This window comes from Streptomyces sp. NPDC088387 (genome assembly GCF_044753385.1).
In the GTDB taxonomy this organism is placed as follows: Bacteria; Actinomycetota; Actinomycetes; order Streptomycetales; family Streptomycetaceae; genus Streptomyces.
Genome location: NZ_JBIVNC010000016.1, coordinates 154,312 through 180,824, shown reverse-complemented (window position 1 = coordinate 180,824; position 26,513 = coordinate 154,312). Strand labels below are relative to the sequence as shown.

Here is a 26,513-nt window from a genome sequence, read left to right as displayed (position 1 = left end):
GCCGCCGCCAGGGTGACCGTCACCAGGCCGCCGCCAGCTCCCCGTCGATGACCGTCACCGCGCGGCCGCCGAGCAGGGTGCGTGCGCCGCGGACCTCGGTACGGACCCGGCCCGGCCGGTGGGACGCCTGGAGCCCGGTGAGGTCGGGGCGGCCCAGCCGCTGCGCCCAGTACGGCGCGAGGGCCGTGTGGGCGCTGCCGGTGACGGGGTCCTCGTCGATGCCGATGTTCGGGAAGAAGCAGCGCGAGACGTAGTCGTAACCGCTGCCGGGGTGTTCGGCGCGGGCGGTCGCGATGATGCCGCGGGCCGAGTGGGCGCCGAGGGCCCGGTGGTCCGGGGCGAGGGCGTGGACCGCCCGCTCGTCGGCGAGTTCGACAAGCAGGTCACCGATGTCCGGGCCGGTGTCGAAGGCCGTGAGCGGCTCGGCGCCCAGGGCCTCGGTGACGCCCTCGGGCAGCGGCACCGGGGTGAGCGGTGCCGTCGGGAAGTCCAGGACGATCGAGCCGTCCTCGTGCGGTACCGCCGCGAGGACGCCGCTGCGGGTGGCGAAGCGCACCGGGCCCCGGTGTGCGCCGGTGGTGTGCAGGACGTGGGCCGTGGCGAGCGTGGCGTGGCCGCACATCGACACCTCGGCGACCGGGGTGAACCAGCGCAGCGCCCAGTCCGCTTCGCCGCCCGCGGGGAGCGGGTGCGCGAAGGCCGTCTCGGCATGGTTGACCTCCCTGGCGACGTCCTGGAGCCGGGCGTCCTCCGGGAACGCGTCGAGGAGCAGGACCCCGGCCGGATTCCCGGCGAAGGGGCGGTCGGTGAAGGCGTCCACGATTCGAATACGCATGGCGAGCACGGTAGGGGCTGCGGGAAGGGCGCGGCCAAGGCCGATCGCGGAGCTCTGGACCGAGCTGCTGACGGCACGGCGGCCGGACACGACGACGGACCGGCCCGGCGCTCAGCGCGCCGGGCCGGTCCGGGTATGTCGTCCGTCCTGCGTCCCACCCTTGCGGTGGCTCAGTCCGTGCCGAACTCCATGGCGGCGCGGTCCAGCAGCTCGTCGTCGCCGGAGACCTCGCCGCGGGAGGCGATGGCCTCGGCGCCGCCCTCCGGCATGGCACCGATCAGCCCGGTCGCGGCGGCCTGCGCGGCGCCGATCGCCGGGTTGGCGTTGCCGATCAGCCCGAGCCCGGCGTACTGCTCCAGCTTGGCGCGGGAGTCGGCGATGTCGAGGTTGCGCATGGTGAGCTGGCCGATCCGGTCCGAGGGACCGAACGCGGAGTCCTCGGTGCGCTCCATGGAGAGCTTGTCCGGGTGGTAACTGAACGCGGGGCCCGCGGTGTCGAGGATCGAGTAGTCCTCGCCGCGCCGCAGCCGCAGGGTCACCTCGCCGGTGATCGCCGCGCCGACCCAGCGCTGGAGCGACTCACGGATCATCAGCGCCTGCGGGTCCAGCCAGCGGCCCTCGTACATCAGCCGGCCGAGGCGCCGGCCCTCGTTGTGGTACTGGGCGACCGTGTCCTCGTTGTGGACGGCGTTGACGAGACGCTCGTAGGCGGCGTGCAGCAGGGCCATGCCCGGGGCCTCGTAGATGCCGCGGCTCTTGGCCTCGATGATCCGGTTCTCGATCTGGTCCGACATGCCCAGGCCGTGCCGGCCGCCGACGGCGTTGGCCTCCATGACGAGGTCGACGGGGGAGGCGAACTCCTTGCCGTTGACCGTCACGGGGCGGCCCTGGTCGAAGCCGATCGTCACGTCCTCGGGGGCGATCTCGACCGACGGGTCCCAGAACCGGACGCCCATGATGGGCTCGACGGTCTCGACACCGGTGTTGAGGTGCTCCAGGGTCTTGGCCTCGTGGGTGGCGCCCCAGATGTTGGCGTCGGTGGAGTACGCCTTCTCCGTGCTGTCCCGGTAGGGCAGCTGGTGGGCGACGAGCCACTCGGACATTTCCTTGCGGCCGCCGAGCTCGGTCACGAAGTCCGCGTCCAGCCACGGCTTGTAGATCCGCAGCTTGGGGTTGGCGAGCAGGCCGTACCGGTAGAAGCGCTCGATGTCGTTGCCCTTGAAGGTCGACCCGTCGCCCCAGATCTGGACGTTGTCCTCGAGCATCGCCCGCACCAGCAGCGTGCCGGTGACGGCACGGCCCAGCGGCGTGGTGTTGAAGTACGCCCGCCCGCCCGAGCGGATGTGGAACGCGCCGCAGGTGAGCGCGGCCAGCCCTTCCTCGACCAGCGCGGCACGGCAGTCGACCAGACGCGCGACCTCGGCGCCGTAGGTCTTCGCGCGGTCCGGCACGGAGGCGATGTCGGGCTCGTCGTACTGGCCGATGTCGGCGGTGTAGGTGCAGGGGACGGCGCCCTTGTCGCGCATCCACGCGACCGCGACGGAGGTGTCGAGTCCGCCGGAGAAGGCGATGCCGACGCGCTCGCCGGAGGGGAGGGAGGTGAGGACCTTGGACATAGGAAGAGTATGCATGACATCGCATGGTCATGCAAAGCCCTGAGTGGAGGCTTCTCGCGGCGCCTGGAATCGGGGGTTGCCGTAAGAAGGGTTCCGATATATCGTTGACGCATCGCGACTGATCAACGATGAGACGCGAACTACTCAACGAGCGCCTTGGGCGCACTAAGGAACGGAAGTGATGGCAATGCACAGCCACGGATATGAGCACGGGCACCGGCACGGCAAGGGTGGCTTCGAGGGGCGGCGTGCCGCCTTCGGGCCCTTCGGGCCTGGTGGTCAGGGATTCGGGCCGGGATTCGGTCCCGGGCCCTGGGGCGGTCGCGGACGCGGCGGGCACCGGGGGAGGGCGCGGCGTGGTGACGTACGCGCGTCGATCCTGGCCCTGTTGAAAGACCGGCCGATGCACGGCTACGAGATGATCCAGGAGATCGCCGAGCGCAGCGGCGGGGCGTGGAAGCCCAGCCCCGGTTCGGTCTACCCGACCCTCCAGCTGCTGGAGGACGAGGGACTCATCGTCAGCGAGTCCGAGGGCGGCAAGAAGCTCTTCGCGCTCACCGACGCGGGCCGCGAGGCCGCCGAGGAGGGTCCGGACGCCCCCTGGGAGGAGGCCTCCCGTGGGGTCGACTGGGAGGCGCTCGGCGAGATCCGCCAGGCCGGCCTCGGTCTGATGGAGGCCTTCGGCCAGGTCTGGAAGACCGGCAGCAAGGAGCAGCGCGAGAAGGCGCTCGCCGTCATCAACGACACGCGCAAGAAGCTGTACCGCATCCTCGCCGACGAGGACTGAGCGTCCCTGGACCGTGAGACGGGCGCCCCGTGGAGTTCTCCGCGGGGCGCCTCGGTGTGTGCCGGGCGGAGGCGGGTCAGGTCACCAGGCCGTCCAGCTTGCGCAGGGACTCGTTCAGCGCCGCCGTCGCCGAGTCCTTCAGCTTGCCCGCCATCAGCGACACCGCCGCGCCCGTGAACTCGCCGTCGATGCGCAGGCTCGTGGCGTCCCCTTCGGGCGTCAGGGTGTACCGGGTGGTGACGATCACGGACATCGGGCCCTTGCCGCGGATGGCCAGCACGCGCGCGGGCTCCAGCTCCTCCACCCGCCACTCGACCTCCGCCGGGAAGCCCATCAGCTTCATGTTCTCCTGGAAGGTCGCGCCGGTCTCCAGGGTGTCGGGGCCGCCCTTGGGAAAGCTCGTGTGGGTCGCGTTCCACTCCCCGTACGCGGACCAGTCCGTGAGCTGCGCCCAGACCTTCTCGGCCGGTGCCCCGATACGTGCCTCCGCGCTGACTTCGGCCATGCGACCACCTCTTTGTGTCGGGCTGGGTCTCGCGGAACGTAGCGGCAGGCCCCGGAACATTCAATACTGATGAACCGTCAGTTTCTGGGGAATGGAAGCCGCGGGTACGGTCGGCCGGTGCGCGCCCCGCGTAGGTCACGGCCTGATCTCATCCGTAAGGAGGAGATTGGCGCCGTTGATGTCCGCTCTCCGTGGGACGCCAAGATGCTTCCCTCCGGGGATGACGCCCACCGATGAGGCTGATGGGGTAAGGGATGTGCACCACCGAATCCCCCGGCAGCCCGACTCCGGTCCGGTTACCGCCTCCCGCGCGGACCACGAAGCCCTGCTCGGCGACGAGCTGGCGGCGGTGCTGGCGGGTGCCCGGAGGAGATCGGTGCGCGACGGCGACCGGCAGGTCGACACGGCTCATCTGCTGCACTCCCTGCTGGAGACCGACCCCGAGGTGCGCGCCGCCTTCGACGGCGGGCCGCGGGTCGCCCGGCTCCTCGGCTATCTCGTGCAGCGCAGCATCGGCTACGGCCTGCGCTGGCAGGGCTCCGTCGAGGACTCCGGCGCCCTGTCCGTCGTGCACGTGACCGTGGCCGAGGGCTACTCGCCGCTCGCCGCGGCGGCCCTGGAGTACGCCGTCACCCGCGCCGCCCGTCGCGGAGACGTCCGGCCCCGCGGTGTCGACCTGCTCGCGGCGATCGTCGCCGACCCCGGATCCCGCGCCGTCGAGGTGGTGGGCCGTGCCGGGATCGACGCCGCCGAACTCCTCTCCCGGCTGGAGCCGGCCCGGCGCCACTGAGCCCCCCGCCCGGGGGTGCGCCCGCGTTCCATCCGTTGAGACAGGTGCCATTGGGGGTGACGCTCATGTCATCCCCTGTCATCATGTGCCGGTGCGTACGACTGAGAGCAGTAACGGCAGCCGCGGCAGGGGTGTGGGACTCGGGCTCGCGCTCGGTTCCGCGCTGGCCTTCGGCGGTTCCGGCGTCGCGGCCAAGCCGCTGATCGAGGCGGGCCTCGACCCCCTGCACGTGGTGTGGCTGCGGGTCGCCGGCGCCGCCCTCGTGATGCTGCCGCTCGCCGTACGCCACCGCGCCCTGCTGCGCACCCGGCCCGCGCTGCTCGCCGGGTTCGGACTGCTCGCTGTGGCCGGTGTCCAGGCCTGCTACTTCGCCGCGATCTCCCGGATCCCGGTCGGTGTCGCCCTGCTCGTGGAGTACCTGGCACCCGCGCTTGTGCTCGGCTGGGTGCGGTTCGTGCAGCGCAGGCCGGTGACCCGGGCCGCGGCCGTCGGTGTGGTCCTCGCGGTCGGCGGCCTCGCCTGTGTGGTGGAGGTGTGGGCGGGACTGGGCTTCGACGCCGTCGGACTGCTGCTCGCCCTCGGCGCCGCCTGCTGCCAGGTCGGCTACTTCGTCCTGTCCGACCAGGGCAGCGACTCCGGCGACGACGCCCCCGACCCGCTCGGTGTCATCGCCTACGGTCTGCTGATCGGCGCGTTGGTGCTGACCGTCGTGGCCCGGCCGTGGGGCATGGACTGGGGCGTCCTGGCGGACACCGCGAGCATGGACGGCACCGCCGTGCCGGCCGTGGCCCTGCTGGCCTGGATCGTGCTGGTCGCCACGGTGGTCGCGTACGTCACCGGAGTGCTGTCCGTACGCCGGCTCTCGCCACAGGTCGCCGGAGTAGTGGCCTGTCTCGAAGCGGTCATCGCCACCGTGCTGGCCTGGGTCCTGCTCGGCGAACACCTCTCGGCACCCCAGCTCGTCGGCGGCGCGATCGTCCTGGCCGGCGCCTTCATCGCGCAGTCGTCGACCCCGTCGAAGGGATCCGGCGAGCCGGTCGCCGTGGGCACCCCCGAGCGCGAACTGTCGGCCCGCCGGACGTAACCCCCGGGTGCTCCCGTCTGTCGTGGCCGAAGGCCCGACAAAGGGGCGCGGGGAACGGCGCGACCAGCCACGACGGCGCGGCAGCCGATGTCCCCGTCCGGAAGGCCTACACCGGGTTCCGCCGGAGCAAATGCTCCCGCGCCGCCCGGTCGCCCGGGGCGTCCCGCGCCGTGAGCTCGTCGGCGATCCGTGCCCGGACCTCCGGGGCGCGATGGTTGGCGTACTTGAACTTGGCCCGTACGTCGAGAACCTCAAGCCGAATCCCGCGCAGCCCCGACAGCATCCGCCCGTACGGCACCTCACCCACCGCCACCCGGGCGGAACCGCCCTCCGGCTGGAAGTGACCCACCTGCCGGTCGAGGAGGTCCGCCTTGAGCGCGGGGTCGTCCACGACATGGGCCCGGCAGCGCAGCTGAACGGCCGCGTAGAAGCTGGTCGGGGCGCCGTGCTCGGCAGGCTCGTCCGGGGCGGCCTGCCAGGGGCCGGGGACGAACGCGTAGTCGTCGACCACGCTGAGCAGCACCTCCGGGGCCGCCTCCAGGGCGGGCCACATCGGGTTCGGGCGGGCGAGATGGGTGAGGACCTCGCCGCGCTCGGCGTCGTAGACGAAGTGCAGGGGCTGGACCTGGGGCGCCTCGCCCGGCGGGCCGCTGACGGCGAGCTGCCCGAAGTCGTGGTCCGCCAGCCAGTACTGCCACTCCGTGTCGTCCGACACGCTGTCCCAGGGGTGGATCAGCATCACCGCACCGCCAGGTAGTCCGGGAGGTCCGTGCCGGGGGCGAGGTCGGCCTCCGGGAGGGGCGCCTCGTAACCCTTGCGCAGCGGGACCACACCGGCCCAGTGGGGGAGGGCGAGATCCTCCGGCTCGTCGTTCACACCGCCGGTGCGGACCTTGGCGGAGACCTCCTCCAGATCGAGCCGGATCACCGCGGTGGCCGCCAGCTCCTTGCGGTTGGCGGGCCGGGAGTCGGCGGCGCGGCCCGGCACCACGTGGTCGACGAGGGAGTCCAGCGCGGCGCACTTCTCGTCGGGGTCGGTCACGTCGTGGGCGACGCCGTGCACCACCACCGAGCGGTAGTTGATCGAGTGGTGGAACGCCGAGCGGGCCAGCACCAGTCCGTCGACGTGGGTGACCGTCACACACACCGGGAGGCCGGGGTCGGCCTTGCCGGTCATCCGCAGCGGGCGCGAGCCCGTCGACCCGTGCAGGTAGAGCCGCTCACCGACCCGGGCGTAGAGCGTGGGCAGCACGACCGGGGCGCCGTCGCGGACGAAGCCGAGATGGCAGACGTACCCCTCGTCGAGTATCGAGTGCACCAGCTCCGTGTCGTACGACGCGCGGTCGGCGGAGCGGGTGGGGACCGTGCGGTCGGTCCGGGCGTAGGTGGTCGCGGGCCGGGACGGGGCGTCGGTGGTGGTGGCCGGGGTGGTGGTCGAGGTCCCCTGCATTGCGATCTCCATTGTACTAGTGCATACTCTGGTTTGTGCTAGAAGAGTATCCGATCGTAGGGCGTCGCGCAGCGGAGATTTCCGCGAGCGTGGAGAGAGCGGTGGCCGCCGGCCGGCTGGAGCCGGGGCAACTGCTGCCGCCGATGCGGGAGTTGGCCCAGCGGCTGGAGGTGAATCCGAACACCGTCGCGGCCGCGTACCGCACGCTGCGCGAGCGCGGGGTCATCGAGACCGCCGGCCGGCGCGGCAGCCGGGTCCGTCCGAAGCCGGCCACCACGGGGCGCGAGCAGATCCGGGAGGACGTCCCGGCGGGGGTGCGGAACCTGGCCGCGGGCAACCCGGACCCGGCGCTGCTGCCGTCCCTGGCGGAAGCCTTCGCCGAGGCGGGGCTACGGGCCGACCGGGAACCCGTGCTCTACGGCGCCGACCCCGTGGAGCCCGACCTGGCCCGCCGGGCGCGCGCCGAACTCGCCGCCGACGGGGTGCCGGACGGGCCGCTGGCCGTCACCTCCGGCTCCCTGGACGCCGTGGAGCGGGTGCTGGCGGCCCACCTCCGGCCGGGCGACACGGTCGCCGTCGAGGACCCGGGCTGGGGCAGCCTGCTCGACCTGATGCCCGCCCTCGGACTGCGTACGGCACCGGTCGGCGTCGACGACGACGGGCCGCTCCCCGACGACGTACGCCGCGCACTCGCCGCCGGTGCCCGCGCCCTGATCGTCACGGACCGCGCCCAGAATCCCACCGGCGCCGCGGTGAGCGCCGACCGCGCGCGTGCCCTGCGGGCCGTGCTCGGTGAGTACCCCGAGACGCTGCTCATCGAGGACGACCACGGCCACCGGATCGTCGACGTGCCCCTGCATCCGCTGGCCGGTGCCACCCACTCCTGGGCCTTCCTCCGCTCGGTCGCCAAGGCCTACGGCCCCGACCTGCGGCTCGCGCTGCTCACCGGTGACCCGGTCACCCTCGACCGGGTACGTGGACGCCAGCGGCTGGGTCCCGGCTGGGTCAGCCGTGCCACGCAGCGGGCGGTGGCCCGGCTGTGGCGCACCGGCGCGGTGGACACCCCGACGGTGGCGGCGGCCTATCGGAAGCGGCGCGACTCCGTCATCGGCGCCCTCGCCGAGCGCGGCATCACGGCACACGGCCGGAGTGGCCTGAACATCTGGCTCCCCGTCCCCGACGAGACCGGAGCCGTCGCCCGACTGCTGCACGCCGGCTGGGCCGTCGCCCCGGGCGCCCGCTTCCGTATCAGCGCACCGCCGGGCATCCGTATCTCCGTCGCGACCCTGTCCGAGGACGAGATCGCGCCCCTGGCGGACGCGATCGCCTCGGCACTGGGTCCGGCACCGGTACGGCGGTATGTGTGACCTGGGTGGCCCACGTGCCGGGGCGGCTCATGTACACGGGTGGCTCACGTGCCGGGTGGCTCGTGTACACGGGCGGCTCACGTGCCGGGCGGCTCATGTAAACGGGTGACTCACGTGCCGAGGTGGCTCATGTGCACGGGCGACTCACGCGCCGGGGTGACTCGACACCCCGAACACCCACTCACGTGCGAATGCGAGCCTTCTCCACCGGAGTTGACCCGCCCGCCACCGTCTCCCTCTTCCCCCGGGGCCGCACCTGCGTCAGCGCCGCCCCCGTCAGGACGATCAGCGCGCCCACCGGGGTCGACCAGGCCAGGGACTCGCCGAGCAGGGCGACGCCCGCCGCCGTGGCGATGACCGGGATGAAGTACGTGACCATCTGGGCGGTGGTGGGGCCGACCTCGGCGACCAGGCCGTACTGGATGAGGACCGCGAGCCCCGTGCCGAGGGCGCCCAGCGCGGCGATCGCCAGGAGCGGGAGCACCGGGAAGTGACTCGGCGCGGAGGTGAACAGCGGGGTGACGATCGCGAGTTGGCCCGTCGCGAGCAGCAACTGCGCCCCGGTCAGGGAGAGATGCGAGTCGGTGGAACCGGCCAGCGTCCGGCGGACGTAGATCCAGCCGATCGGGTAGCTCAGCGAGGCCAGCAGGGCCATGGCCGTGCCGGTGGCGTCCAGTCCGGCGAAGCCCTGCCAGGCGCCGAGGACCGTGAGGACGCCGAGGAAGCCGATGCCGAGACCGGCGACCCGCACCCGGGTCGGGCGGTCCTCCGAGAGGGCCACCAGCGACAGGGCCATGCCCCACAGCGGTGACGTGGCGTTGCAGATGCCCGCGAGCGTGGACGGGATGGTCAGCTCGGCGTAGGCGAACAGCGAGAACGGCAGCGCGTTGAGCAGCAGCGCGGCGACCGTCAGATGCCCCCAGGTCCGGGCCCCGCGGGGCAGCCGCGCCCGCTTGACGGCCATCGCCGCCGCGAGCACCGCCGTACCGAACACCAGCCGGCCCAGGGTGACCTGGAACGGGGCGTAGCCGTCCGTGCCCACCTTGATCAGCAGAAAGCTGAAGCCCCAGATCAGGGAGAGTCCGGCGAAGCGCAGTCGCCAGTCCAGGCGCCGGCGAGGGACCGGGGCCGGGGAGGAGGACGGGGAGGAGGGCGGGAAGGGGGGCGGGGTCGGAAGGGCGGGGGGTTCGGTGCGGGGAGCGGCGCTCATGGTGTCCACGATGGCCGAGGGAACCTCGTAGCACAATCGAAATCTTGTGGGGTGTATTGCTAAGCAACGCTTACATGAGCATAGTCTGGGGACATGCTGAACCTGGACCGTCTGCGCACCCTCGACGCGCTCGCCCGGCACGGCTCGGTGAGCGGGGCCGCCGAGGGGCTGCACATCACGACGTCGGCCGTCTCGCAGCAGCTGGCCAAGCTGGAGCGCGAGGTCGGACAGCAGCTGCTCGCCAAGCACGGCAGGGGAGTGCGGCTCACCGACGCCGGACGCCTGCTCGCCGACCACGCCGCGCGGATCCTGTCCCAGGTCCAGCTCGCCCAGTCCGACCTGGAGGCCCAGCGCGGAGCAGTGGTGGGGGAGCTGCGGCTGTCCGCGTTCCCGACGGCGGCGCGCGGACTCTTCCCCTACGCCCTGTCCGCCCTGCGTGCCGAACACCCGGGGCTGCGGCTGCGCTCGTGCGAGCTGGAACCGGAGTTCGGCATCCGCGGGGTCGTGCGCGGCGACGTGGACATGGCCGTGGTGCTCGACTGGTACAACAAGCCGATGCCGCTGCCCGACGGTCTGGTCAAGGCGCCGATCCTGGACGACCCGGCGGATGTGGCGCTGCCGGCCGACCATCCGCTCGCCGACCGGGACGAGGTGGACCTCGGGGAGTTCGCCGGCGACGAGTGGATCACCTGGGGCGAGGGCGAGTTCTGCCACGAGTGGCTGATGTTCACCCTGCGCTCCCGGGGCGTCGAGCCGATCGTCGGCCACCGCGCCGCCGAGACCCACACCCAGCTCGGCCTGGTCTCCGCCGGACTCGGCGTCTGTATCGCGCCGCTGCTCGGCCGCCATCCGATGCCGCCCGGCGTCGTCACGGTCCCGCTCCGACAGCGGGTGCGGCGGCACGTCTACGTCGTCTGGCGCGCCGACGCCGACCGGCGGCCGTCGATCCGGGCGGCGGTACGGGCGCTGCGCACGGCGGGCGAGAAGATCGGCGCCGACACCACGCCGGCGAGACAAGAGGGTTCCTGAACACGCCCTGCAACCCCTGAACACGCCCTGCAACCCCTGAACACGCCCTGCAACCCGTGAACGCGCCCCGCAACCCCTGAACCCGCCCTACAAGCCCGCCAGTTTCCGGAAGTCCCACGACCGGACCACGTCCGGCGTCAGCCGCATCCACGCATGCCGTCCGTCGTGCGGCAGTTCGTCGATCCCGAAGTACTTGGCCGCGAACAGCCGCTCCACGCCGGTCAGTTCGCGCACCGGCTCACCCGTGCGCGGAGCCTCGCCGACGAACTCCACGGTGCCCGTCAGCTCGACCCCGCGCAGTTCGTCGTACTCGTGCCCGGTGTCCACCACCACGGCGACGCGCGGGTCCCGGCGCAGTTCGGCCCAGCGCTTGCTCCGGGTGATCGAGTACAGCCACAGCGAGGCGCCGTCCCAGACGAACCACAGGGGGCTGAGATGAGGGGTGCCGTCGGCCGACACCGTCGCGACCCGGCAGGTCCGCTCGTCGGCGAGGAACCCGTCCAGCTCCTCGGCGGTCATCATGATCTTCCGGCCCCGGCGTTGGGCGGTGTCGGCCATGTGGTCCCCTTCGGCAGGCGGGCGACGGCGAGGTCACACCACGGAACCTGACGATCTGTCAGAAATCCGCTGTCGACAGCTTGGACCGTCTTCCGTCCCCACGCAATGGCCGTTACTCTCGCCCGCTCAGGCACCCGGCACAAGCGCACCCGACCGAGGCCCGCACATCACGCGGCCGCAAGGGGGAGTCATGGCGTCGCAGGACCGGCTCAGGGAACTCATCGACCCCGTCACCTCCGTACTGCTCACCGTCGAATGCCAGCAGGGCGTCGTCGGACCGGACAGCGCCCTGCCCGAACTCGCCCAGCAGGCCCGCGGATCCGGCGCCCTCGCCAACGTCGCCCGACTGGTCGCGGCGGCCCACGAGACCGGCATGCAGGTCGTCCACGCGGTCGCCGAACGCCGCCCGGACGCGCGCGCCGCCAACCGCAACGCCCCGATCTTCCGCGCCGCCGAACGGCTCCCGGTGCTCCAGCTCTCCGGCACCGCGGCGGTCCGCGTCGCCCCACCCGTCGAGGTCATCGAGGAGGACATCGTCGTACGGCGGCTGCACGGGCTGTCGCCCCTCCAGGGCACCGACGTCGACGCGCTGCTGCGCAACCTCGGCTGCCGCACCCTGATCGTCACCGGCGTCTCCGCCAACGTGGCGATCCCCAACGCCGTGTTCGACGCGGTCAACCGCGGCTACACGGTCGTGGTGCCGTCCGACGCCATCGCGGGAGTGCCCGCCGACTACACCCCCGCGATGATCCGCCACACCCTCGCGTTGGTCGCCACGGTCGCGACCACGGACGAGGTCCTGGGCTGCGTCAAACGCCGTCGCTAGCCCGTGGTTCAGGCCAGCTTGATCTCGTCACCCTCCACGGTGATCTGCGCGACGGGCAGCGGCTTGGTCGCCGGGCCCTGCTTCACACTGCCGTCGGTCGCCGAGAACTCGCTGTTGTGACACGGGCAGGTGATGACGCCGTTCGCGATGTCCTTCACCGCACAGCCCTGGTGGGTGCACTTGGAGGAGAACGCCTTGAACTCGCCGGCCGTCGGCTGGGTGACCACCACACTCTGGTCGGCGAAGATCTTGCCGCCGCCCTCGGGGATGTCGGAGATCTTGCCGAGCACGGTGCCGGAGGCCGGCGCGGCGTCGGAGGAGGAGTCGTCCTCCGAACCGCACGCGGTCAGCGCCACGGAGAGCCCGGCGGCGCCGGCCGCGGCCATGACGGTGCGGCGGGCGGGCCCTGCGACGGGGTGGAGCGATTTGCTGGCCATGCTGACGTTCCTTCCAGGGACGTTGTCTGCTCTTGTGTGATCTGCGGGGGTTTTGCGATCCGTCCAGGGGTACGGCCGCCCGCGAGCGGGAGTTCAGCCGCCGCGCGGATCTTGACCCGATCGAGACGCGAGGCCCAGAGGGCGGTCCGCGCGGGCCGTGAACACCCCAGTAACCTGGGGCGATGCTCAAGGACGTCATCGCGACCCGCTTCATCACGCCCCTGCGTGAGGGCGGCTCCATGCCGGGGCTCGTCGAGGCGGACGACCTCGGGACGTACGTCCTGAAGTTCACCGGCGCCGGGCAGGGCCGCAAGACGCTGGTCGCCGAGGTCGTCTGCGGCGGACTCGCGCGCCGGCTCGGCTTCCGTGTGCCCCGCCTCGTCACCGTCGAGCTGGACCCCGTGCTGGGGCTCGCCGAACCCGACCAGGAGGTGCAGGACCTGCTCAGATCGAGCGCCGGCACCAACCTCGGCATGGACTTCCTGTCCGGCGCGCTCGGCTTCGACCCGCTCGCCTTCCCGGTGAGCGCCGAGGAGGCCGGACGGATCGTCTGGTTCGACGCCCTGGTCAACAACGTCGACCGCTCCTGGCGCAACCCCAACCTCCTGATGTGGCACGGCGACCTGTGGCTCATCGACCACGGCGCCACCATGATCTGGCATCACAACTGGCCCGGCGCCGACACCTCCGCCGCCCGCCCCTACGACGCCTCCGACCACGCCCTGCGCACCTTCGCGCCGGACGTCACGGCCGCCGCGGCCGACCTCGCGCCACTCGTCACCGAGGACCTCCTCGCCGAGGTCACCGCCGAGATCCCCGACGCCTGGCTCGCCGGCGAACCCGGCTTCGACACCCCGGACGACCTGCGCAGGGCCTACGCCCGCCCGCTGCTCGCACGCGCCGCCGTCGTCCACGACCGCGTCACCGGCCTGGAGGGATCCCCGTGAGCGACCGGTACATCAACGTGGCGGGCCGGATCACCGAGCGCCACATCACCCGCGCCGGCCAGGGCGGCGACCGGGACGTCTACGAGTACGTCCTGCTGCGCGTCGTCCCGCGCGTGGAGCGCGGCGAGTGCGTCAACGCCGGAGTGCTGCTGTACTGCCGCGCCCAGGCCTACGTCGGCGCGCTCACCCATCTCGACGAGACGAAGCTGCTCGCGCTCGACCCCCGGGCGGACGTGGCCGGCGTCCGGGCGGCCCTGCGGGCCGTGGAAGGCGTGTGCACCGGCGGCGACGCGGCCGGACAGGCGGCCCACGACGACGCCGGGCGCCGGTTCCGCTGGCTGGTCGCACCCCGTTCCACCGTGGTCCAGCCGGGCCCGGTGCACACCGGACTGACCGCCGATCCGGTGGCCGAGACCCGGCGCCTGCTGGACCTGCTGGTGAAGTGATGGATCACATCCGTCCGTGTGCCCGTTGACACCGGGTGCCAGGGCTTCTAGCGTCACGTCAGGCCGAAGGTACTAAGCGGTCGCTCATCGAGGGCGGGCCGCGGGAGCCGCATCCCCGAGGGCGAGGAGAAGCAGCCATGTCCACCACTGAGCAGCGGGTAGCAGTCGTGACCGGAGGCGCGCGCGGAATCGGCGCCGCCACCGCCGTACGGCTGGCCGCCGAGGGCCGGGCCGTCGCCGTGCTCGACCTCGACGAGGCCGCCTGCAAGGACACCGTGGAGAAGATCACCGCGGCCGGCGGCAGGGCGCTCGCGGTCGGCTGCGACGTCTCCGACGAGGCACAGGTCGAAGCGGCCGTCGCGCGGATCGCCGCGGAGCTGGGCGCGCCCACCATCCTCGTCAACAACGCCGGTGTGCTCCGCGACAACCTGCTGTTCAAGATGAGCGTCGCCGACTGGGACACCGTCATGAACGTGCACCTGCGCGGCGCCTTCCTGATGACCCGGGCCTGCCAGAAGCACATGGTCGACGCCGGCTTCGGCCGGATCGTCAACCTCTCCTCGTCCTCCGCCCTCGGCAACCGCGGCCAGGTCAACTACTCGGCCGCCAAGGCCGGTATGCAGGGCCTCACCAAGACCCTCGCCAAGGAGCTCGGCAAGTTCGGCGTCACCGCCAACGCCGTCGCGCCCGGCTTCATCGCCACCGACATGACCGCCCAGACCGCCGAGCGGGTCGGCATGGGCTTCGAGGACTTCAAGACCGCGGCCGCCTCGATGATCCCCGTGCAGCGCGTCGGCGAGCCGGACGACATCGCCAACGCCATCGCCTTCTTCACCGGCGACGCCGCCGGCTTCGTCTCCGGCCAGGTGCTGTACGTGGCCGGCGGACCGCTCGACTAGGGATCACTGACATGACTGAACTCACCGGCAAGGTCGCGCTCGTCACGGGCGCCAGCCGCGGCATCGGATACGGCGTCGCCGAGGCGCTGGTCGCCCGCGGCGACCGGGTCTGCATCACCGGCCGCAACGAGGACGCCCTCAAGGAGGCCGTCGAGAGGCTCGGCGCCGACCGGGTGATCGGCGTCGCGGGCAAGGCCCACGACGAGGCCCACCAGGCCGTCGCCGTCGAACGCGTCATGGAGGCCTTCGGCCGGGTCGACTTCCTGGTCAACAACGCCGGGACCAACCCGGTGTTCGGGCCCATCGCCGACCTCGACCTGAACGTCGCCCGCAAGGTCTTCGAGACCAACGTCGTCTCGGCGCTCGGCTTCGCCCAGCGCACCTGGCACGCCTGGCAGAAGGACAACGGCGGCGCCATCGTCAACATCTCCTCCGTCGCCGGCCTCGCGCCCTCCCCGTTCATCGGCGCGTACGGCGTCAGCAAGGCCGCGCTGATCAACCTGACCGTGCAGCTCGCCCACGAGTTCGCGCCCCGGGTACGGGTCAACGCCATCGCCCCGGCCGTGGTGAAGACCAAGTTCGCGCAGGCGCTGTACGAGGGCCGTGAGGCGGAGGCCGCCGCGGCCTACCCGCTGGGCCGGCTCGGGGTGCCCTCCGACATCGGCGGCGCCGCCGCGTTCCTCACGTCCGACCAGTCGGACTGGGTCACCGGACAGACGCTCGTCGTGGATGGCGGAATCTTCCTCAACGCGGGAGTGAGCTGACGCACCGGGCGCCGACTTCCGCCCCACCGGTCCCGGTTTCCGGCCCGGTGATTGACGGAATCGGCGCCCCTGTCGCCGTCCGGGAAAGAAATTCGGCAATGACAACGTCGTCATTCACCGGTTGATCAATCAGCTCGCGAAAGCACCACTCTGAGCGCTTTGTGCTGCGGTAGATTCTGCCGACCCTTGGCACGGCAGATCGAGGAGCGTTCGCGTGTTCAACCGGAACCGATGCCTGCGGCCAGTCGCGGCGCTCGCGTCCATATCCCTGGCGACCGGATGCAGCGTGTTGTCCGACAGCAGCGCCGAGAGCGGGGAGCCGATCGTCGTGGGGACCACGAGCGCCCCCAGCACGCTGGACCCGGCCGCCTCCTGGGACGGCTCCTGGGAGCTGTTCCGCAACATCTACCAGACCCTCCTGAGCTACCCCAACGGCGCGACCACACCGCAGCCCGACGCCGCCGAGAGCTGCAAGTTCACGGACGCCACCAACACCGCCTACAGCTGCAAGCTGCGCGCGGACCTGACGTTCTCCGACGGTCACGCGCTCGACGCGGACGCCGTGAAGCACTCCATCGACCGGATCCGCAGGATCAACACGGCCGGTGGCCCCGCGGGACTGCTCGGCAGCCTCGACCGGGTGCAGACCAAGGGCGACCGCGAGGTCGTCTTCCACCTCAAGACGTCCGACGCCACCTTCCCGTTCGTCCTCGCCACCCCGGCGATGTCCATCGTCGACCCCGAGGACTACCCGGCCGGCGCCCTGCGCGAGGGCACCGAGGTGACCGGCTCCGGGCCCTACGCCCTGGCGTCCTACGAGGAGAACGCCAGCGCCGAACTGGTCAGCAACGACAACTACAAGGGCTACGCCGAGCGAAGAAACGACGCGGTGACCATCCGCTACTTCCAGGACTCCGGCGCGATGGTCCAGGCCCTCAAGTCCAAGAGCATCGACGTCACCTACCGAGGTCTCGCCGCCGACGACATCGTCGCCCTCCAGGGCCAGGACCCCGACTCCGGACTCCAGCTCGTCGAGGGCGCCGGCACCGACATCAGCTACCTGGTCTTCAACCCCAAGGACCCGATGGCGGGCAAGGCCTCCGTACGCCGGGCCGTCGCCCAGGTCGTCGACCGCGCGGCCATCTCCCACAACATCTACAAGGACACCGTGGAGCCCCTCTACTCCATGGTCCCGAAGGGCCTCACCGGCCACACCACGGGATTCTTCGACGACTACGGCGACCCGGACGCCGAGAAGGCCCGCGACATCCTCGCCGCCGACGGCATCACCACACCCGTCGCGCTCACCTTCTGGTACACCAGCGACCGCTACGGCTCCGAGACCGCCGTCCTCTTCAAGGAGCTCAAGCGCCAGCTGGAGGCCTCCGGACTGTTCGAGATCACCCTGAAGAGCCGGCCCTGGAAGACCTATGTCGAGGGCTACCAGAAGGGCGAGTACCCGGTCTTCGGCCGTGGCTGGTTCCCCGACTTCCCGGACGCCGAGAACTTCATCGCGCCCTTCGTCGGCGACCAGAACGCCCTCGGCACGCCCTACCCGGCCCCCAAGATCACCGGTGTGCTGCTGCCCCGCTCGCGCCGCGAGAGCGACCGCGCCCAGGTCGAGAAGGACTTCGAGGAGGCGCAGCAGATCCTCGTCGACGACGCCCGGCTGCTGCCGTTGTGGCAGGGCAAGCAGTTCATCGCCGCCAGCCAGGAGGTCTCCGGCGGCGAGCAGGCCCTCGACCCGTCGACGATCATGATGGTGTGGCTGCTGTCCCGCAAGACCAGCTGGTAGCCGGAGCGCGACGCGATTGTCAGTGGTCGCCTGTAGGTTCTGAGACCTGCAAGCGACCGCACACCGTAAGGAAGTTGACGTGACCGACATCGCGATGCTGCCCGAGTCCTGGCGCGGGGTCCTGGGTGACGAACTCCAGCAGCCCTACTTCAAGGAGCTGACGGAGTTCGTGGAGGAGGAGCGGGCGAACGGGCCTGTCTACCCTCCGCGCGAGGAGGTCTTCGCCGCGCTCGACGCCACGCCCTACGACGACGTGAAGGTCCTGATCCTCGGTCAGGACCCGTACCACGGCGAGGGTCAGGGGCACGGCCTGTGCTTCTCGGTGCGCCCGGGAGTGAAGATCCCGCCCTCCCTGCGCAACATCTACAAGGAGATGAACGCGGAGCTGGGCACCCCGATCCCGGACAACGGCTATCTGATGCCGTGGGCCCGCCAGGGCGTCCTGCTGCTCAACGCGGTCCTCACGGTCCGCTCCGGCGAGGCGAACTCGCACAAGGGGCAGGGCTGGGAGAAGTTCACCGACGCCGTGATCCGCGCGGTCGCCGACCGGCCCGACCCGGCGGTCTTCGTGCTGTGGGGCAACTACGCGCAGAAGAAGCTCCCGTTGATCGACGAGAGCCGGCACGTGGTCGTCAAGGGCGCCCACCCCTCGCCGCTGTCCGCGAAGAAGTTCTTCGGCTCGCGCCCGTTCACACAGATCAACGAGGCCGTTGCCGGACAGGGCCACACCCCGATCGACTGGACCGTCCCGAACCTCGCCTGACCCGGGGCCGGGCCCCGTGCCCGGGGGGACCCTACGGAGCCGCCTCTGCCGGATTGTCGGCGGGGGCGGCTAGCGTCGAGACGATCAGTCGGCGAACGCGCGGAGGCCGTGGTGACGGAGCGACAGGACCAGGCGGTGCCGGATGCCGTGATGACACGGATCGGGCAGGTCGTCATGCTGCATCACGCGGGGGACCGCGAGGAGGCCCGCGACCGCTTCCTGCGGTTGTGGGACGAGATCGGCGAGGACGGTGACCCCCTGCACCGCTGCACCCTCGCGCACTACATGGCCGACACCCAGGACGACCCCACGGACGAACTGGCCTGGGATCTGCGGGCGTTGACCGCGGCCGGAGAGCTCACGGACGAGCGGCTCGCGGAACACGAGGACGCCCCGGCGGTACGGGCGCTGTATCCCTCCCTGCATCTGAACCTGGCGGCGGACTATGTGAAGCTCGACCGCTCCGACGCCGCCCGCACCCATCTGTCCCGTGCCCGCCAGGCCTCCACGGCCCTGGCCGACGACGGCTACGGCAACGGGATCCGAGCGGCGATCGGCCGCCTGGAGTCCCGGCTGGACGGCCTGGAGGGGCTGGACGGACTGAACGGAGACGGGGGAGGGGCGCCGGGGCCGTCGTGGGGGCCGCCGCGGCAGGGATTCTGAGAGACAGAGACAGAGACAGAGGCAGAGGCAGAGGCACGAGCAGGGGCAGCGGCACGGGCAGGGGCGAGAGCGAGGGCCGCTGAAGGGGCACCCAGGCACCCCCGTGATGCCGCCCCGCCTCAACGCCCGTACGTCTGCTCGCAGATCCGTGCCTCCTGGCTGTCCTGGCGCCAGCCGCCGTACTTCCTGCCGAGGTCGCAGACGTCCGTGTTCGGCGGGACAGCTCCGCCCACCGGGCCGGTGAGGTCGGGGACCTGGGCGGACTGCCGGGGCGGCCGGGACGCCGGGCGCTCCGGCCGTTCGGCGCGGCGGCGCGGCGCGGACCGCGGGCCCGGCGTCCCGGCCGCCTTCGCGTCGGCCGACGGACTCGGCGCCGGGCGGCGGGTCGCGGCCGGCTTCCGTTCCGGGTGCTGTGACGGGCCGATCATCTCCAGCGCCTCGCGGGCCGGCGCCTGCACGATCTGCGGTTCCGCCCGGCCGTCGGGCCGAGGAGCCGGCACCTGCGTGGGTGTCGTCGGGGGAGCGGAGGGCGCGGCCGGCCGCGGGACCGTCGTACAGCCCGCGAGGGCGGAGACGGCCACGGTGACCAGGAGCGCGGCGGTCGTCGTCGTTCGATGCACCCGCGCAACTCTGCTGGTTCCGGGCGCCTTCACAACAGCGGACAAGCGCAGGATGACCCGCACGGGTGATCTCCGGCCCCCGGCGGCGGCCCGGCGGTGCGGACGGCTGACGGTCAGTCGCCGGTGGAGCCGTCGATGCGCTCGCGGATCAGATCGGCGTGACCGTTGTGACGGGCGTACTCCTCGATCATGTGGGTGTAGATCCAGCGCAGGTTGAAGTGGTCGCCGGTGAAGCGGCTGCGGCCCTTGGAGAGGTCGTCGAGACCGAACGCGGCGGCGTTGTGGCGGGCGACGGCGATCTCGGCCTGCCAGGTGGCGCGGGTCTCCTGCCAGGTGTCGGCGGCGGTGGGGTGGAAGTCGCCGTCCTCGTCCTCGTCGGTGTAGTAGATCGGCCCGGGGTCGTCGGCGGCCAGCACCTTGCGGAACCAGCCCCGTTCGCACTCGGCCAGGTGCCGTACCAGCCCCATCAGGGACAGTTCGGAGGGCGGCACGGACGCCGTCCTGAGCTGTTCGTCCGTCAGCCCCTCGCACTTCTGCGCCAGGGTGGCCCGGTGGTAGTCGAGCCAGCCCTCCAGCATGGTGCGTTCGTCGGCGGTCGGGGCGGGTTCGCTGCGCTCGGTGGTCATGAGGGCATCCTGGTCCGGCGGGTCGGGGCAGCGCCAGCCGTTTCGGGTCTGACCTGGGCGGACGCGGGCGCGGACGTCCCACTCGCCGGCCGTCGCCGGCGGGGGAAGCCGTATGCTCCGAACAGACCAAGGCAGGCAAGGACGAGGAGACCCCGTGAAGGTCGGCTGCATCGGACTCGGTGACATCGCGCAGAAGGCGTATCTGCCGGTGCTCGGCGTCCAGCCCGGGATCGAGCTGCATCTCCAGACCCGTACGCCCGCCACACTGCACCGGGTCGCCGACACCCTGCACCTGCCCGGCAGCCAACGGCACACCTCGCTCGACGAACTGCTGGCGCAGGACCTCGACGCGGTCTTCGTGCACGCGCCGACCGCCGTGCACCCCGAGATCGTCACCCGGCTCCTGGAGGCGGGGGTGCCGACGTACGTCGACAAGCCGCTCGCCTACGAACTCGCCGACTCCGAGCGGCTGGTGACGCTCGCCGAGGAGCGCGGGGTCAGCCTCGCGGTGGGCTTCAACCGGCGGTACGCGCCCGCGTACGCGCAGTGCGCCGACCATCCGCGCGAGCTGATCCTGATGCAGAAGAACCGCGTCGGGCTGCCGGAGGATCCGCGCACGATGGTCCTCGACGACTTCATCCACGTAGTGGACACCCTGCGCTTCCTCGCACCCGGCCCGGTCGACGACATCACCGTGCGGGCGCGCGTCGAGGACGGACTGCTGCACCACGTGGTGCTTCAGCTCGCCGGGGCGGGCTTCACCGCGCTCGGTGTGATGAACCGGCTCAGCGGCAGCACCGAGGAGATCCTGGAGGTGTCCGGGCAGGACACCAAGCGGCAGGTCACCAATCTCGCCGAGGTGACAGACCACAAGGGGCAGCCCACCGTGCGGCGGCGCGGCGACTGGGTGCCGGTGGCCCGGCAGCGCGGCATCGAGCAGGTGGTGCTGGCGTTCCTGGACGCCGTACGGACCGGGAAGCCGCTCAGTGCCCGTGACGCGCTGGCCACTCACGACCTGTGTGAGCGGGTGGTACGGGCGATTCAGGAGCCCGCCGGCGCAGCCTGATCGCCCGCACGCCCTCCGTCACACCGAGGGCCGCGAGGACCAGCAGAGCCACGTACACCGGCCACTCGCCGTAGCGGACGTACGGGGTGACGCCGTCCGCCAGTGGCACCTCGTAGACCTGTGTCGCGCTCGCGTCCGTGCCCAGCCACGAACCGACCCGCTCGCCGTCCGGGCCGTAGACCGCGGAGACGCCGGTCAGCGTGGCGTGGACCATCGGGCGGCCGGTCTCCGCGGCGCGCAGCGCGGCCAGCGAGGCGTGCTGCTCGGGCGCCCAGCTGTGCTGGAACGTCGAGGTCGCCGACTGGGCCACCAGTACGTCCGCCCCGTCGTCGGCGAGCGCGCGGCTCATGTCGGGGAACGCGGACTCGAAGCACACCATCGGTCCGACCCGCAGCCCGTCCACGTCCATGACCACCTGCTCGGTGCCGCGCCTGCGGTCCTCGCCCGCGGCCTCGCCGACGGAGGTCGCCCAGCCGAGCATCGAGCGGGCCGGGACGTACTCGCCGAACGGCACCAGGCGCATCTTGTCGTAGCGGTCGCCGGTGAGGCCGTCGGGGCCGACCAGCACGGAGCTCTTGTAGATACCGGCCCGGTCCGAGCGGCGGGCGTCGACGTTGACGAGTATCTCCGCGCCGGTCACCCGGGACAGCGCCGCGATCCGCCGTGCCAGATCGGGCCGCTCGCCCAGGTCGAAGCCGACACTGGACTCGCCCCACACGACCAGGTCCACGTTCCGCCCGGCCAGCTCGCGGGTCAGCTGCTCCTCGCGGTCGAAGCGCCGGTCGCCGCTGCTCATCCCGTCCACGACGCCGGGCTGCACCACGGCGATCGCGACCCGCTCCTGCACGTCCGGGCGTGGTGACCAGACCCAGGCCGCCGAGGTGGCGGCCGCCGTCGCGACCAGACCGGCCAGGGCCGGCACCCGGCTCGCGCGCACCGCGACCAGGGCGGCGACGGCGACGTTGACGGCCACCAGCAGGAAGCTCACCAGCCACACCCCGCCGACCGAGGCGAGCCGCAGCGCCGGATCGACCTGCCACTGACTGGCACCGAGCATGCCCCAGGGCCCGCCCAGCGCCTGCCACGAACGGACCAGCTCCACCATCAGCCAGGCCGAGGGCAGCACGAGCAGGGCGGCACCGACGCGGCCCGGGGAGGGCGTCCCGCCGAGGAACCGGCGTACCAGCCGGCCCCAGGGTGCCCACAGGGCGCCGAGCAGCGCCGCGATGACGAAGGTGAAGACATGCAGGTTCGGCAGCAGCCAGTGGTGCACACCCAGCATGAAGCCGAAGCCGCCCGACCAGCCGTCGTACATCGCCCGCCGGCCCGTGGGGGCCGAGCGCGCCAGCAGGATCCACGGGACCAGCGCCACCGGCGCGAACCACCACAGCGACGGCGCCGGGAACGTGAGCATCGGCAGGGCGCCGGCCACCGCCGTGACGGCGGAGCGGCGCCACGGGGAGGCGAGCCACTGACCCCACGACTTCATACGACGCCTTCCTGTAGCTACCTACAGTGTGGCGCCGTTGACGATCTCCGGACAGTGGGCGTGGGCCCACCCGGTCACGGAGCCCCCGCTGCGCCGGGCAGCCGGCGCCACTTCTCCCGGACCACGACCTCGCTCAGCCGCCAGCCGGTGTCGGTGCGCAGCAGCCCGAAGTCGTACCGTCCGCCGCACACGAAGTCGGGCACGACGGGGCCGCCGTTGCCGTCCGCGGTGGACATCGGGTTGACGTAGTCGGCCTGGACCCGGGCGGTGTCCCCGGTGTCCCGCTCCAGCACGTCGAACCGCACCCGGCGGTTGACGATCAGATGCTGGCGCATGGCGAACACCCGGAGGTTCTCCGCGAGCCAGTCGGCCACCTTGCGGGCGTCGCCCTCGATCCCTCCGGCGGACCGGTAGTCGGCCCGTCCGTCGCCGGTGAAGAGTTCCCGGTACGCGTCCCAGTCGCCGTCGTCCACCGCCACCGCGTAGTCGGTGATCACCCCGTCCACGGCCAGCCTGTCCATCACGGTCGCCAGCTCTACACGTTGCGTCACAGGATCAGTGTTGGGTACGCGGGGTGCGCAGCCAAGGGCTTTGCCGGGTTATTCGGCGGTCCGGGGTGGGGCGTTTGGCGGAATCCCGGTGGTCGGACGCCCGGGACCCCGCCGAAAAGTGGATCTACCGGTCCCGCCGTGTCCCCGGTCCGTCACTCCACCTCGATGCCGAAGTCCTGGACGAGGGCCTCCAGGCCGCCCGGGTAGCCCTTGCCGCCGAGGACGAAGTCCCAGTCGCCGTTCGCCCGGTGCCGGAAGGAGCCGAGGACGAGCGCCGTCTCGTTCCGGCGGCCGTCGGAGACCTCCAGCCGGCCCAGTTCGGCGAGGCCGGGATCGCGCAGCCGGATGCAGGCGTCCGTGAACCCGGAGAGGTCGGCGTCCGGGTTGACCTCGGGATCGACGGCGGCGACCAGGACCAGCCGGTCGGCCTCGGCGGGCAGGGCGTCGAAGGCGACACAGATGGCGGCCTTGTCGGGCGCGGTCGGTGGCAGGGCGCGCACCGAACCGTCCGCCGTCTGCGGGTTGTTGAAGAACACGAAGTGCTCGTCGCTGAGGACGCGGTTGCCGCGGCACACGAGGGCGCACACGTCCAGGGCGACGCTTCCGGCCCACGACATACCGAGGACGTTGTAGTCGTCGGGGAGCCGGTTGTCCGGTGGGGCGGCCGGTGTCGGCCGCGCCGGGGCCTGCGGGGTGTTGTCGCCGAGGCGTCCGCGCAGGCCGTGCCGGTGCAGGAGGTCGACGAGTTCGCTGCCCGAGACGAGTTCGATCGGCTTGCCGTTGGCGAAGGTGTGCGAGCCGGGGCCGAACCGGGAGGTCGTCACGATGACGCCCTTGTTGGCGCCGGCGTCCTGCACGGTCCCGTACAGGTCGCGCACGGCGGTCGGCGGCACGGTGTTGCGGTAGCGCTTCACCTGCACGACGATCTTCCCGCCGCGGATCGGCGTCGGATCGAGCGCGTCGACGTCCACACCGCCGTCGTTGGAGCGCTGGGTGGTGACCGCCTGCATACCCATGGCGCGGAAGAGATCGGCGACGAGGTTCTCGAAGACGACCGGGTCCATCGCGTAGAGATCGGGTTCCTCGTCGCTGCCGTGCGCGACGACCCGGTTGCCCACGTCCTGCGGGCGCCGGCTGGGCCGTACGGGGGTGAGCTGGTCTGGCCGGGCGGAGAGCTGGCCGCGCAGCGCGTCGGCGAGACAGCTGCCCGGGTCCACCTGTGCGAGACGCAGATCGCGGAACGTGGAGCGGGACGTCATGACGGTGGCGAGCGGGATGTGCCCGGGCCGGCCGGTCGTGGGGTCGTGAGCGTCCACGAACCCGTTCACGGTCACGGACTCCAGCGCGCCGGACTCGTCGGCGGCGAAGAGCTCATGGAGCACCAGCAGTACGCACTGGGCGAGCACCTCGCGGTACAGCGCCCGGCGCTGGCTGACGGGCCGCATCGTCTCCTTGTCCTGGTCCGTCCCCGTCAGATACCGCACGGACTTGACCTCGGGTACGACGTCGAGGCCCGGCAACTCCCAGTCCAGCACGAGCTGCTGGGCGACGGGGTCGTAGGCGGCGACCACCTGGCGGGGGAAGCCCTCGGGCCAGGCGGTGGAGGCGTAGAGCGCGGCGGAGAAGTACTCGACCACGGACTCGGGATCGCGGCGCCGGACGCCGTCGGTGACCGCGGAGACACCGGCGTTGTGCCGGCGCACCTCGGCGAGCTGGGTGTCGGCCCACTGCCGGTACTCCCGCTGATAGGCCGCCAGCTGGTCCTGCCGCCGGGTCTCCGCGACCTGCGCGGCCTGCCAGTCCCGCTCGAACCTCGCCCGCGCCTCGGCCTGCGCCTGGGCCCGCCGGCTCGCCGTCCACCCGCCCTGCGTCTCGTACTGGCTCCAGTCCGGCATCGTCACGGGCTGCGCCAACACCCCCGGGGCGAACGGCTGGACGTCCTCGACACGCAGCAGCGCGGCGGCCCGGAAGGCGGGAGCGCGGCAGCCGGAGGCGAGCAGCCCCTGCAACGCGGCGACCCGCGCGTCGAGTTCCTCGGTACGGCGTAACGCCTCCGCCTGGCGGTACTCGCGGTGGCTCTGGGCGGCGCGGCGCTGGTATGCCCGTGCCTGCTGCGTCTGCTGTCGCTGTCGTCTGGCTTCGGCCTCCAGCTGGCGTTGCTGCTGCCGCTGCACTTCTGCCCAGACGCCGACAAAGCCGGTTGATCGACGACTCATGTGGTGCCGGCCCTCCCCAAGGCGCTCCGGTTGTCCCCACAACCAGGTGTAACCACCCGACTTTATCCAGCAATCGGCGCCGCGCATATCCGGTCGGCAAGGGCAAACAGGGTCCGCACCTGCGGCGTACCCTTGATCGTCGTCCTCGGGAGGGTTCATGACGCAGTCGGTCACCGTCGTCACCGGTGGCAGCCGTGGCATCGGCGCCGCCACCTGTCTCCGGCTGGCCGCCGACGGGCACGACGTCGTGGTGGGGTACGTACGTGACGAGCGGGCCGCCGAGGCCGTGGCCGACGGGGTGCGGGCCGCGGGGCGGGCGGCGCTCACCGTGCGGGCCGACACCTCCGTCGAGGCCGATGTCGAGCGGCTCTTCGATCTGGCGGAGCAGCGTGTGGGGGCGGTGACGGGGCTGGTGAACAACGCCGGGGTGACCGGACCCCTCGGGCGGCTCGCGGACACGGATCCGGACGATCTGCGGCGGGTCGTCGACGTCAACGTGCTGGGTACGCTGCTGTGTTCGCGGCGGGCCGCCCGGCTGATGACCGCCCGGGGCGGCGGCGCCATCGTGAACGTCTCCTCGGCCGCCGCGACGCTCGGCAGTCCCGGCGACTACGTGCACTACGCCGCGACCAAGGCGGCCGTGGACGCCCTCACGCTCGGCCTGGCCAAGGAGCTCGGGCCCGACGGGGTGCGGGTCAACGCCGTGGCGCCCGGGATGATCGACACCGAGATGCACGCGGCGATGGGCGACCCCGACCGAGCCCGTCGGGCCGCCTCGACCATCCCGCTGCGCAGGGCTGGTGCGGCCGAGGAGATCGCCGCGGCCGTCGCCTGGCTGATGTCGCCGGAGTCCTCGTACACGACCGGGGCCGTGCTGCGGGTGTCCGGCGGGCGCTGAAGGCGCTGCGCCCGCCCGGGGGAAGGCGGGTGGACCGGCGGCCCCTCAGGCCGCCTTGACGACGTCACCCCGTACCGCGGCGGCCCACTCGACCACCAACAGCTCGTACTCCTCGCGCTCCTGGGCGGAGAGTCTGCCGCCGGCGCGCAGCCACAGCGCCCGGATCTGCTCGTTCACCTCTACGGCAGACCGCACGGAACCAGAGGACACGGAATCTGGGGACATGCGGGCAAGCCTAGGGGCAAGCACTGACACTGCGCTACCGGTTGGCTACACA

General features: G+C 71.9%; 29 protein-coding genes. 15 read left to right on the top strand and 14 right to left on the bottom strand.

The genetic code is table 11. From position 1 onward, the window contains the following. Positions 1 to 19 precede the first annotated feature (19 nt). Complete coding sequence (locus ACIQAC_RS33775; RefSeq protein WP_402197949.1) at positions 20 to 835, bottom strand: PhzF family phenazine biosynthesis protein; 816 nt, start codon at positions 833 to 835, stop codon at positions 20 to 22. A 170-nt stretch (positions 836 to 1,005) separates the two neighbouring features. Beyond that, positions 1,006 to 2,451, bottom strand: a complete 1,446-nt coding sequence (gene argG / locus ACIQAC_RS33770) for an argininosuccinate synthase (RefSeq protein WP_402197947.1) — start codon at positions 2,449 to 2,451, stop codon at positions 1,006 to 1,008. A 187-nt stretch (positions 2,452 to 2,638) separates the two neighbouring features. Here argG and ACIQAC_RS33765 point away from each other — a divergent pair, with 187 nt between their 5' ends. After that, positions 2,639 to 3,238 carry a PadR family transcriptional regulator gene (locus tag ACIQAC_RS33765; RefSeq protein ID WP_402198029.1) on the top strand — a complete coding sequence of 200 codons (600 nt, stop codon included), beginning with the start codon at positions 2,639 to 2,641 and terminating at the stop codon, positions 3,236 to 3,238. 76 nt (positions 3,239 to 3,314) lie between these two features. Here the strand turns inward: ACIQAC_RS33765 and ACIQAC_RS33760 are convergent, their stop codons facing one another. Then, positions 3,315 to 3,743, bottom strand: a complete 429-nt coding sequence (locus tag ACIQAC_RS33760) for an SRPBCC family protein (RefSeq protein ID WP_402197945.1) — start codon at positions 3,741 to 3,743, stop codon at positions 3,315 to 3,317. Between the two features lie 256 nt (positions 3,744 to 3,999). Here ACIQAC_RS33760 and ACIQAC_RS33755 point away from each other — a divergent pair, with 256 nt between their 5' ends. Beyond that, the gene (locus ACIQAC_RS33755; RefSeq protein ID WP_402197943.1) at positions 4,000 to 4,533 is read left to right on the top strand and encodes a Clp protease N-terminal domain-containing protein; all 534 of its coding nucleotides are present in this window, start codon (positions 4,000 to 4,002) and stop codon (positions 4,531 to 4,533) included. A gap of 85 nt (positions 4,534 to 4,618) precedes the next feature. Next, positions 4,619 to 5,617, top strand: coding sequence for an EamA family transporter (locus ACIQAC_RS33750; RefSeq protein WP_402197941.1), 999 nt, complete (start codon positions 4,619 to 4,621; stop codon positions 5,615 to 5,617). Between the two features lie 106 nt (positions 5,618 to 5,723). Here the strand turns inward: ACIQAC_RS33750 and ACIQAC_RS33745 are convergent, their stop codons facing one another. Beyond that, positions 5,724 to 6,356 carry an FMN-binding negative transcriptional regulator gene (locus ACIQAC_RS33745; protein ID WP_402197939.1) on the bottom strand — a complete coding sequence of 211 codons (633 nt, stop codon included), beginning with the start codon at positions 6,354 to 6,356 and terminating at the stop codon, positions 5,724 to 5,726. Continuing rightward, complete coding sequence (locus ACIQAC_RS33740; RefSeq protein ID WP_402197938.1) at positions 6,356 to 7,066, bottom strand: pyridoxamine 5'-phosphate oxidase family protein; 711 nt, start codon at positions 7,064 to 7,066, stop codon at positions 6,356 to 6,358. Before ACIQAC_RS33740 ends, ACIQAC_RS33745 begins: the two co-directional genes overlap by 1 nt. A gap of 35 nt (positions 7,067 to 7,101) precedes the next feature. Here ACIQAC_RS33740 and ACIQAC_RS33735 point away from each other — a divergent pair, with 35 nt between their 5' ends. Beyond that, entirely contained in the window at positions 7,102 to 8,433 is a 1,332-nt protein-coding gene (locus tag ACIQAC_RS33735; RefSeq protein ID WP_402197936.1) for an aminotransferase class I/II-fold pyridoxal phosphate-dependent enzyme, read from the top strand. A 181-nt stretch (positions 8,434 to 8,614) separates the two neighbouring features. Here the strand turns inward: ACIQAC_RS33735 and ACIQAC_RS33730 are convergent, their stop codons facing one another. After that, positions 8,615 to 9,679, bottom strand: a complete 1,065-nt coding sequence (locus ACIQAC_RS33730; protein ID WP_402197933.1) for a DMT family transporter — start codon at positions 9,677 to 9,679, stop codon at positions 8,615 to 8,617. Between the two features lie 57 nt (positions 9,680 to 9,736). Here ACIQAC_RS33730 and ACIQAC_RS33725 point away from each other — a divergent pair, with 57 nt between their 5' ends. Further along, positions 9,737 to 10,672 (top strand): LysR family transcriptional regulator, encoded by a 936-nt coding sequence (locus ACIQAC_RS33725; RefSeq protein ID WP_402197931.1) that lies wholly within the window; start codon positions 9,737 to 9,739, stop codon positions 10,670 to 10,672. 87 nt (positions 10,673 to 10,759) lie between these two features. On the opposite strand, the gene ACIQAC_RS33720 is transcribed toward ACIQAC_RS33725, so the two are convergent. Beyond that, on the bottom strand, positions 10,760 to 11,230 hold the full coding sequence (locus tag ACIQAC_RS33720) for a pyridoxamine 5'-phosphate oxidase family protein (RefSeq protein WP_402197928.1): 471 nt from the start codon (positions 11,228 to 11,230) through the stop codon (positions 10,760 to 10,762). Between the two features lie 190 nt (positions 11,231 to 11,420). On the opposite strand from ACIQAC_RS33720, the gene ACIQAC_RS33715 reads away from it, so the two are divergent. Beyond that, on the top strand, positions 11,421 to 12,056 hold the full coding sequence (locus ACIQAC_RS33715) for a cysteine hydrolase (protein ID WP_402197925.1): 636 nt from the start codon (positions 11,421 to 11,423) through the stop codon (positions 12,054 to 12,056). Between the two features lie 8 nt (positions 12,057 to 12,064). Here ACIQAC_RS33715 and ACIQAC_RS33710 read toward each other — a convergent pair whose 3' ends face one another. Continuing rightward, a complete protein-coding gene (locus ACIQAC_RS33710; RefSeq protein ID WP_402197923.1) occupies positions 12,065 to 12,493 on the bottom strand; it encodes a Rieske 2Fe-2S domain-containing protein in 429 nt (142 codons plus the stop codon). A gap of 182 nt (positions 12,494 to 12,675) precedes the next feature. Here ACIQAC_RS33710 and ACIQAC_RS33705 point away from each other — a divergent pair, with 182 nt between their 5' ends. The 7 genes from ACIQAC_RS33705 (at position 12,676) to ACIQAC_RS33675 (ending at position 18,770) form a co-directional block, all read left to right on the top strand. Continuing rightward, positions 12,676 to 13,440: a HipA family kinase gene (locus tag ACIQAC_RS33705; RefSeq protein ID WP_402197920.1), complete on the top strand. Its 765-nt coding sequence runs from the start codon at positions 12,676 to 12,678 to the stop codon at positions 13,438 to 13,440. Continuing rightward, the gene (locus ACIQAC_RS33700) at positions 13,437 to 13,886 is read left to right on the top strand and encodes a DUF3037 domain-containing protein (RefSeq protein ID WP_402197918.1); all 450 of its coding nucleotides are present in this window, start codon (positions 13,437 to 13,439) and stop codon (positions 13,884 to 13,886) included. Before ACIQAC_RS33705 ends, ACIQAC_RS33700 begins: the two co-directional genes overlap by 4 nt. Positions 13,887 to 14,023: 137 nt before the next feature. Then, positions 14,024 to 14,785, top strand: a complete 762-nt coding sequence (gene fabG / locus ACIQAC_RS33695; protein WP_402197916.1) for a 3-oxoacyl-ACP reductase FabG — start codon at positions 14,024 to 14,026, stop codon at positions 14,783 to 14,785. An 11-nt stretch (positions 14,786 to 14,796) separates the two neighbouring features. Next, positions 14,797 to 15,549 (top strand): SDR family oxidoreductase, encoded by a 753-nt coding sequence (locus ACIQAC_RS33690; protein ID WP_402197914.1) that lies wholly within the window; start codon positions 14,797 to 14,799, stop codon positions 15,547 to 15,549. A gap of 214 nt (positions 15,550 to 15,763) precedes the next feature. Continuing rightward, positions 15,764 to 17,344 (top strand): ABC transporter substrate-binding protein, encoded by a 1,581-nt coding sequence (locus ACIQAC_RS33685; protein WP_402197911.1) that lies wholly within the window; start codon positions 15,764 to 15,766, stop codon positions 17,342 to 17,344. A gap of 79 nt (positions 17,345 to 17,423) precedes the next feature. After that, positions 17,424 to 18,107 (top strand): uracil-DNA glycosylase, encoded by a 684-nt coding sequence (gene ung / locus ACIQAC_RS33680; RefSeq protein ID WP_402197910.1) that lies wholly within the window; start codon positions 17,424 to 17,426, stop codon positions 18,105 to 18,107. A gap of 111 nt (positions 18,108 to 18,218) precedes the next feature. Further along, positions 18,219 to 18,770 (top strand): hypothetical protein, encoded by a 552-nt coding sequence (locus tag ACIQAC_RS33675; RefSeq protein WP_402197907.1) that lies wholly within the window; start codon positions 18,219 to 18,221, stop codon positions 18,768 to 18,770. Positions 18,771 to 18,889: 119 nt separating this feature from the next. On the opposite strand, the gene ACIQAC_RS33670 is transcribed toward ACIQAC_RS33675, so the two are convergent. Together ACIQAC_RS33670 and ACIQAC_RS33665 are read right to left on the bottom strand one after the other, a co-directional pair. After that, positions 18,890 to 19,390 (bottom strand): hypothetical protein, encoded by a 501-nt coding sequence (locus tag ACIQAC_RS33670; RefSeq protein ID WP_402197906.1) that lies wholly within the window; start codon positions 19,388 to 19,390, stop codon positions 18,890 to 18,892. A gap of 113 nt (positions 19,391 to 19,503) precedes the next feature. Beyond that, on the bottom strand, positions 19,504 to 20,016 hold the full coding sequence (locus tag ACIQAC_RS33665; protein WP_402197904.1) for a DinB family protein: 513 nt from the start codon (positions 20,014 to 20,016) through the stop codon (positions 19,504 to 19,506). A 154-nt stretch (positions 20,017 to 20,170) separates the two neighbouring features. Here ACIQAC_RS33665 and ACIQAC_RS33660 point away from each other — a divergent pair, with 154 nt between their 5' ends. Further along, positions 20,171 to 21,082, top strand: a complete 912-nt coding sequence (locus ACIQAC_RS33660; RefSeq protein ID WP_402197901.1) for a Gfo/Idh/MocA family protein — start codon at positions 20,171 to 20,173, stop codon at positions 21,080 to 21,082. Here the strand turns inward: ACIQAC_RS33660 and lnt are convergent. From lnt to ACIQAC_RS33645, 3 genes are all read right to left on the bottom strand, one after another. After that, the gene (lnt, locus tag ACIQAC_RS33655; protein ID WP_402197899.1) at positions 21,000 to 22,571 is read right to left on the bottom strand and encodes an apolipoprotein N-acyltransferase; all 1,572 of its coding nucleotides are present in this window, start codon (positions 22,569 to 22,571) and stop codon (positions 21,000 to 21,002) included. The genes ACIQAC_RS33660 and lnt overlap by 83 nt on opposite strands. A 74-nt stretch (positions 22,572 to 22,645) precedes the next feature. Continuing rightward, positions 22,646 to 23,122 carry a nuclear transport factor 2 family protein gene (locus ACIQAC_RS33650; RefSeq protein ID WP_402197896.1) on the bottom strand — a complete coding sequence of 159 codons (477 nt, stop codon included), beginning with the start codon at positions 23,120 to 23,122 and terminating at the stop codon, positions 22,646 to 22,648. 152 nt (positions 23,123 to 23,274) lie between these two features. Further along, the gene (locus ACIQAC_RS33645; RefSeq protein ID WP_402197894.1) at positions 23,275 to 25,338 is read right to left on the bottom strand and encodes a restriction endonuclease; all 2,064 of its coding nucleotides are present in this window, start codon (positions 25,336 to 25,338) and stop codon (positions 23,275 to 23,277) included. Positions 25,339 to 25,495: 157 nt separating this feature from the next. On the opposite strand from ACIQAC_RS33645, the gene ACIQAC_RS33640 reads away from it, so the two are divergent. Then, positions 25,496 to 26,236: a glucose 1-dehydrogenase gene (locus ACIQAC_RS33640; RefSeq protein WP_402197892.1), complete on the top strand. Its 741-nt coding sequence runs from the start codon at positions 25,496 to 25,498 to the stop codon at positions 26,234 to 26,236. Positions 26,237 to 26,281: 45 nt separating this feature from the next. Here ACIQAC_RS33640 and ACIQAC_RS33635 read toward each other — a convergent pair whose 3' ends face one another. Further along, the gene (locus ACIQAC_RS33635) at positions 26,282 to 26,461 is read right to left on the bottom strand and encodes a hypothetical protein (RefSeq protein WP_402197889.1); all 180 of its coding nucleotides are present in this window, start codon (positions 26,459 to 26,461) and stop codon (positions 26,282 to 26,284) included. Between the last annotated feature and the right edge of the window lie 52 nt (positions 26,462 to 26,513).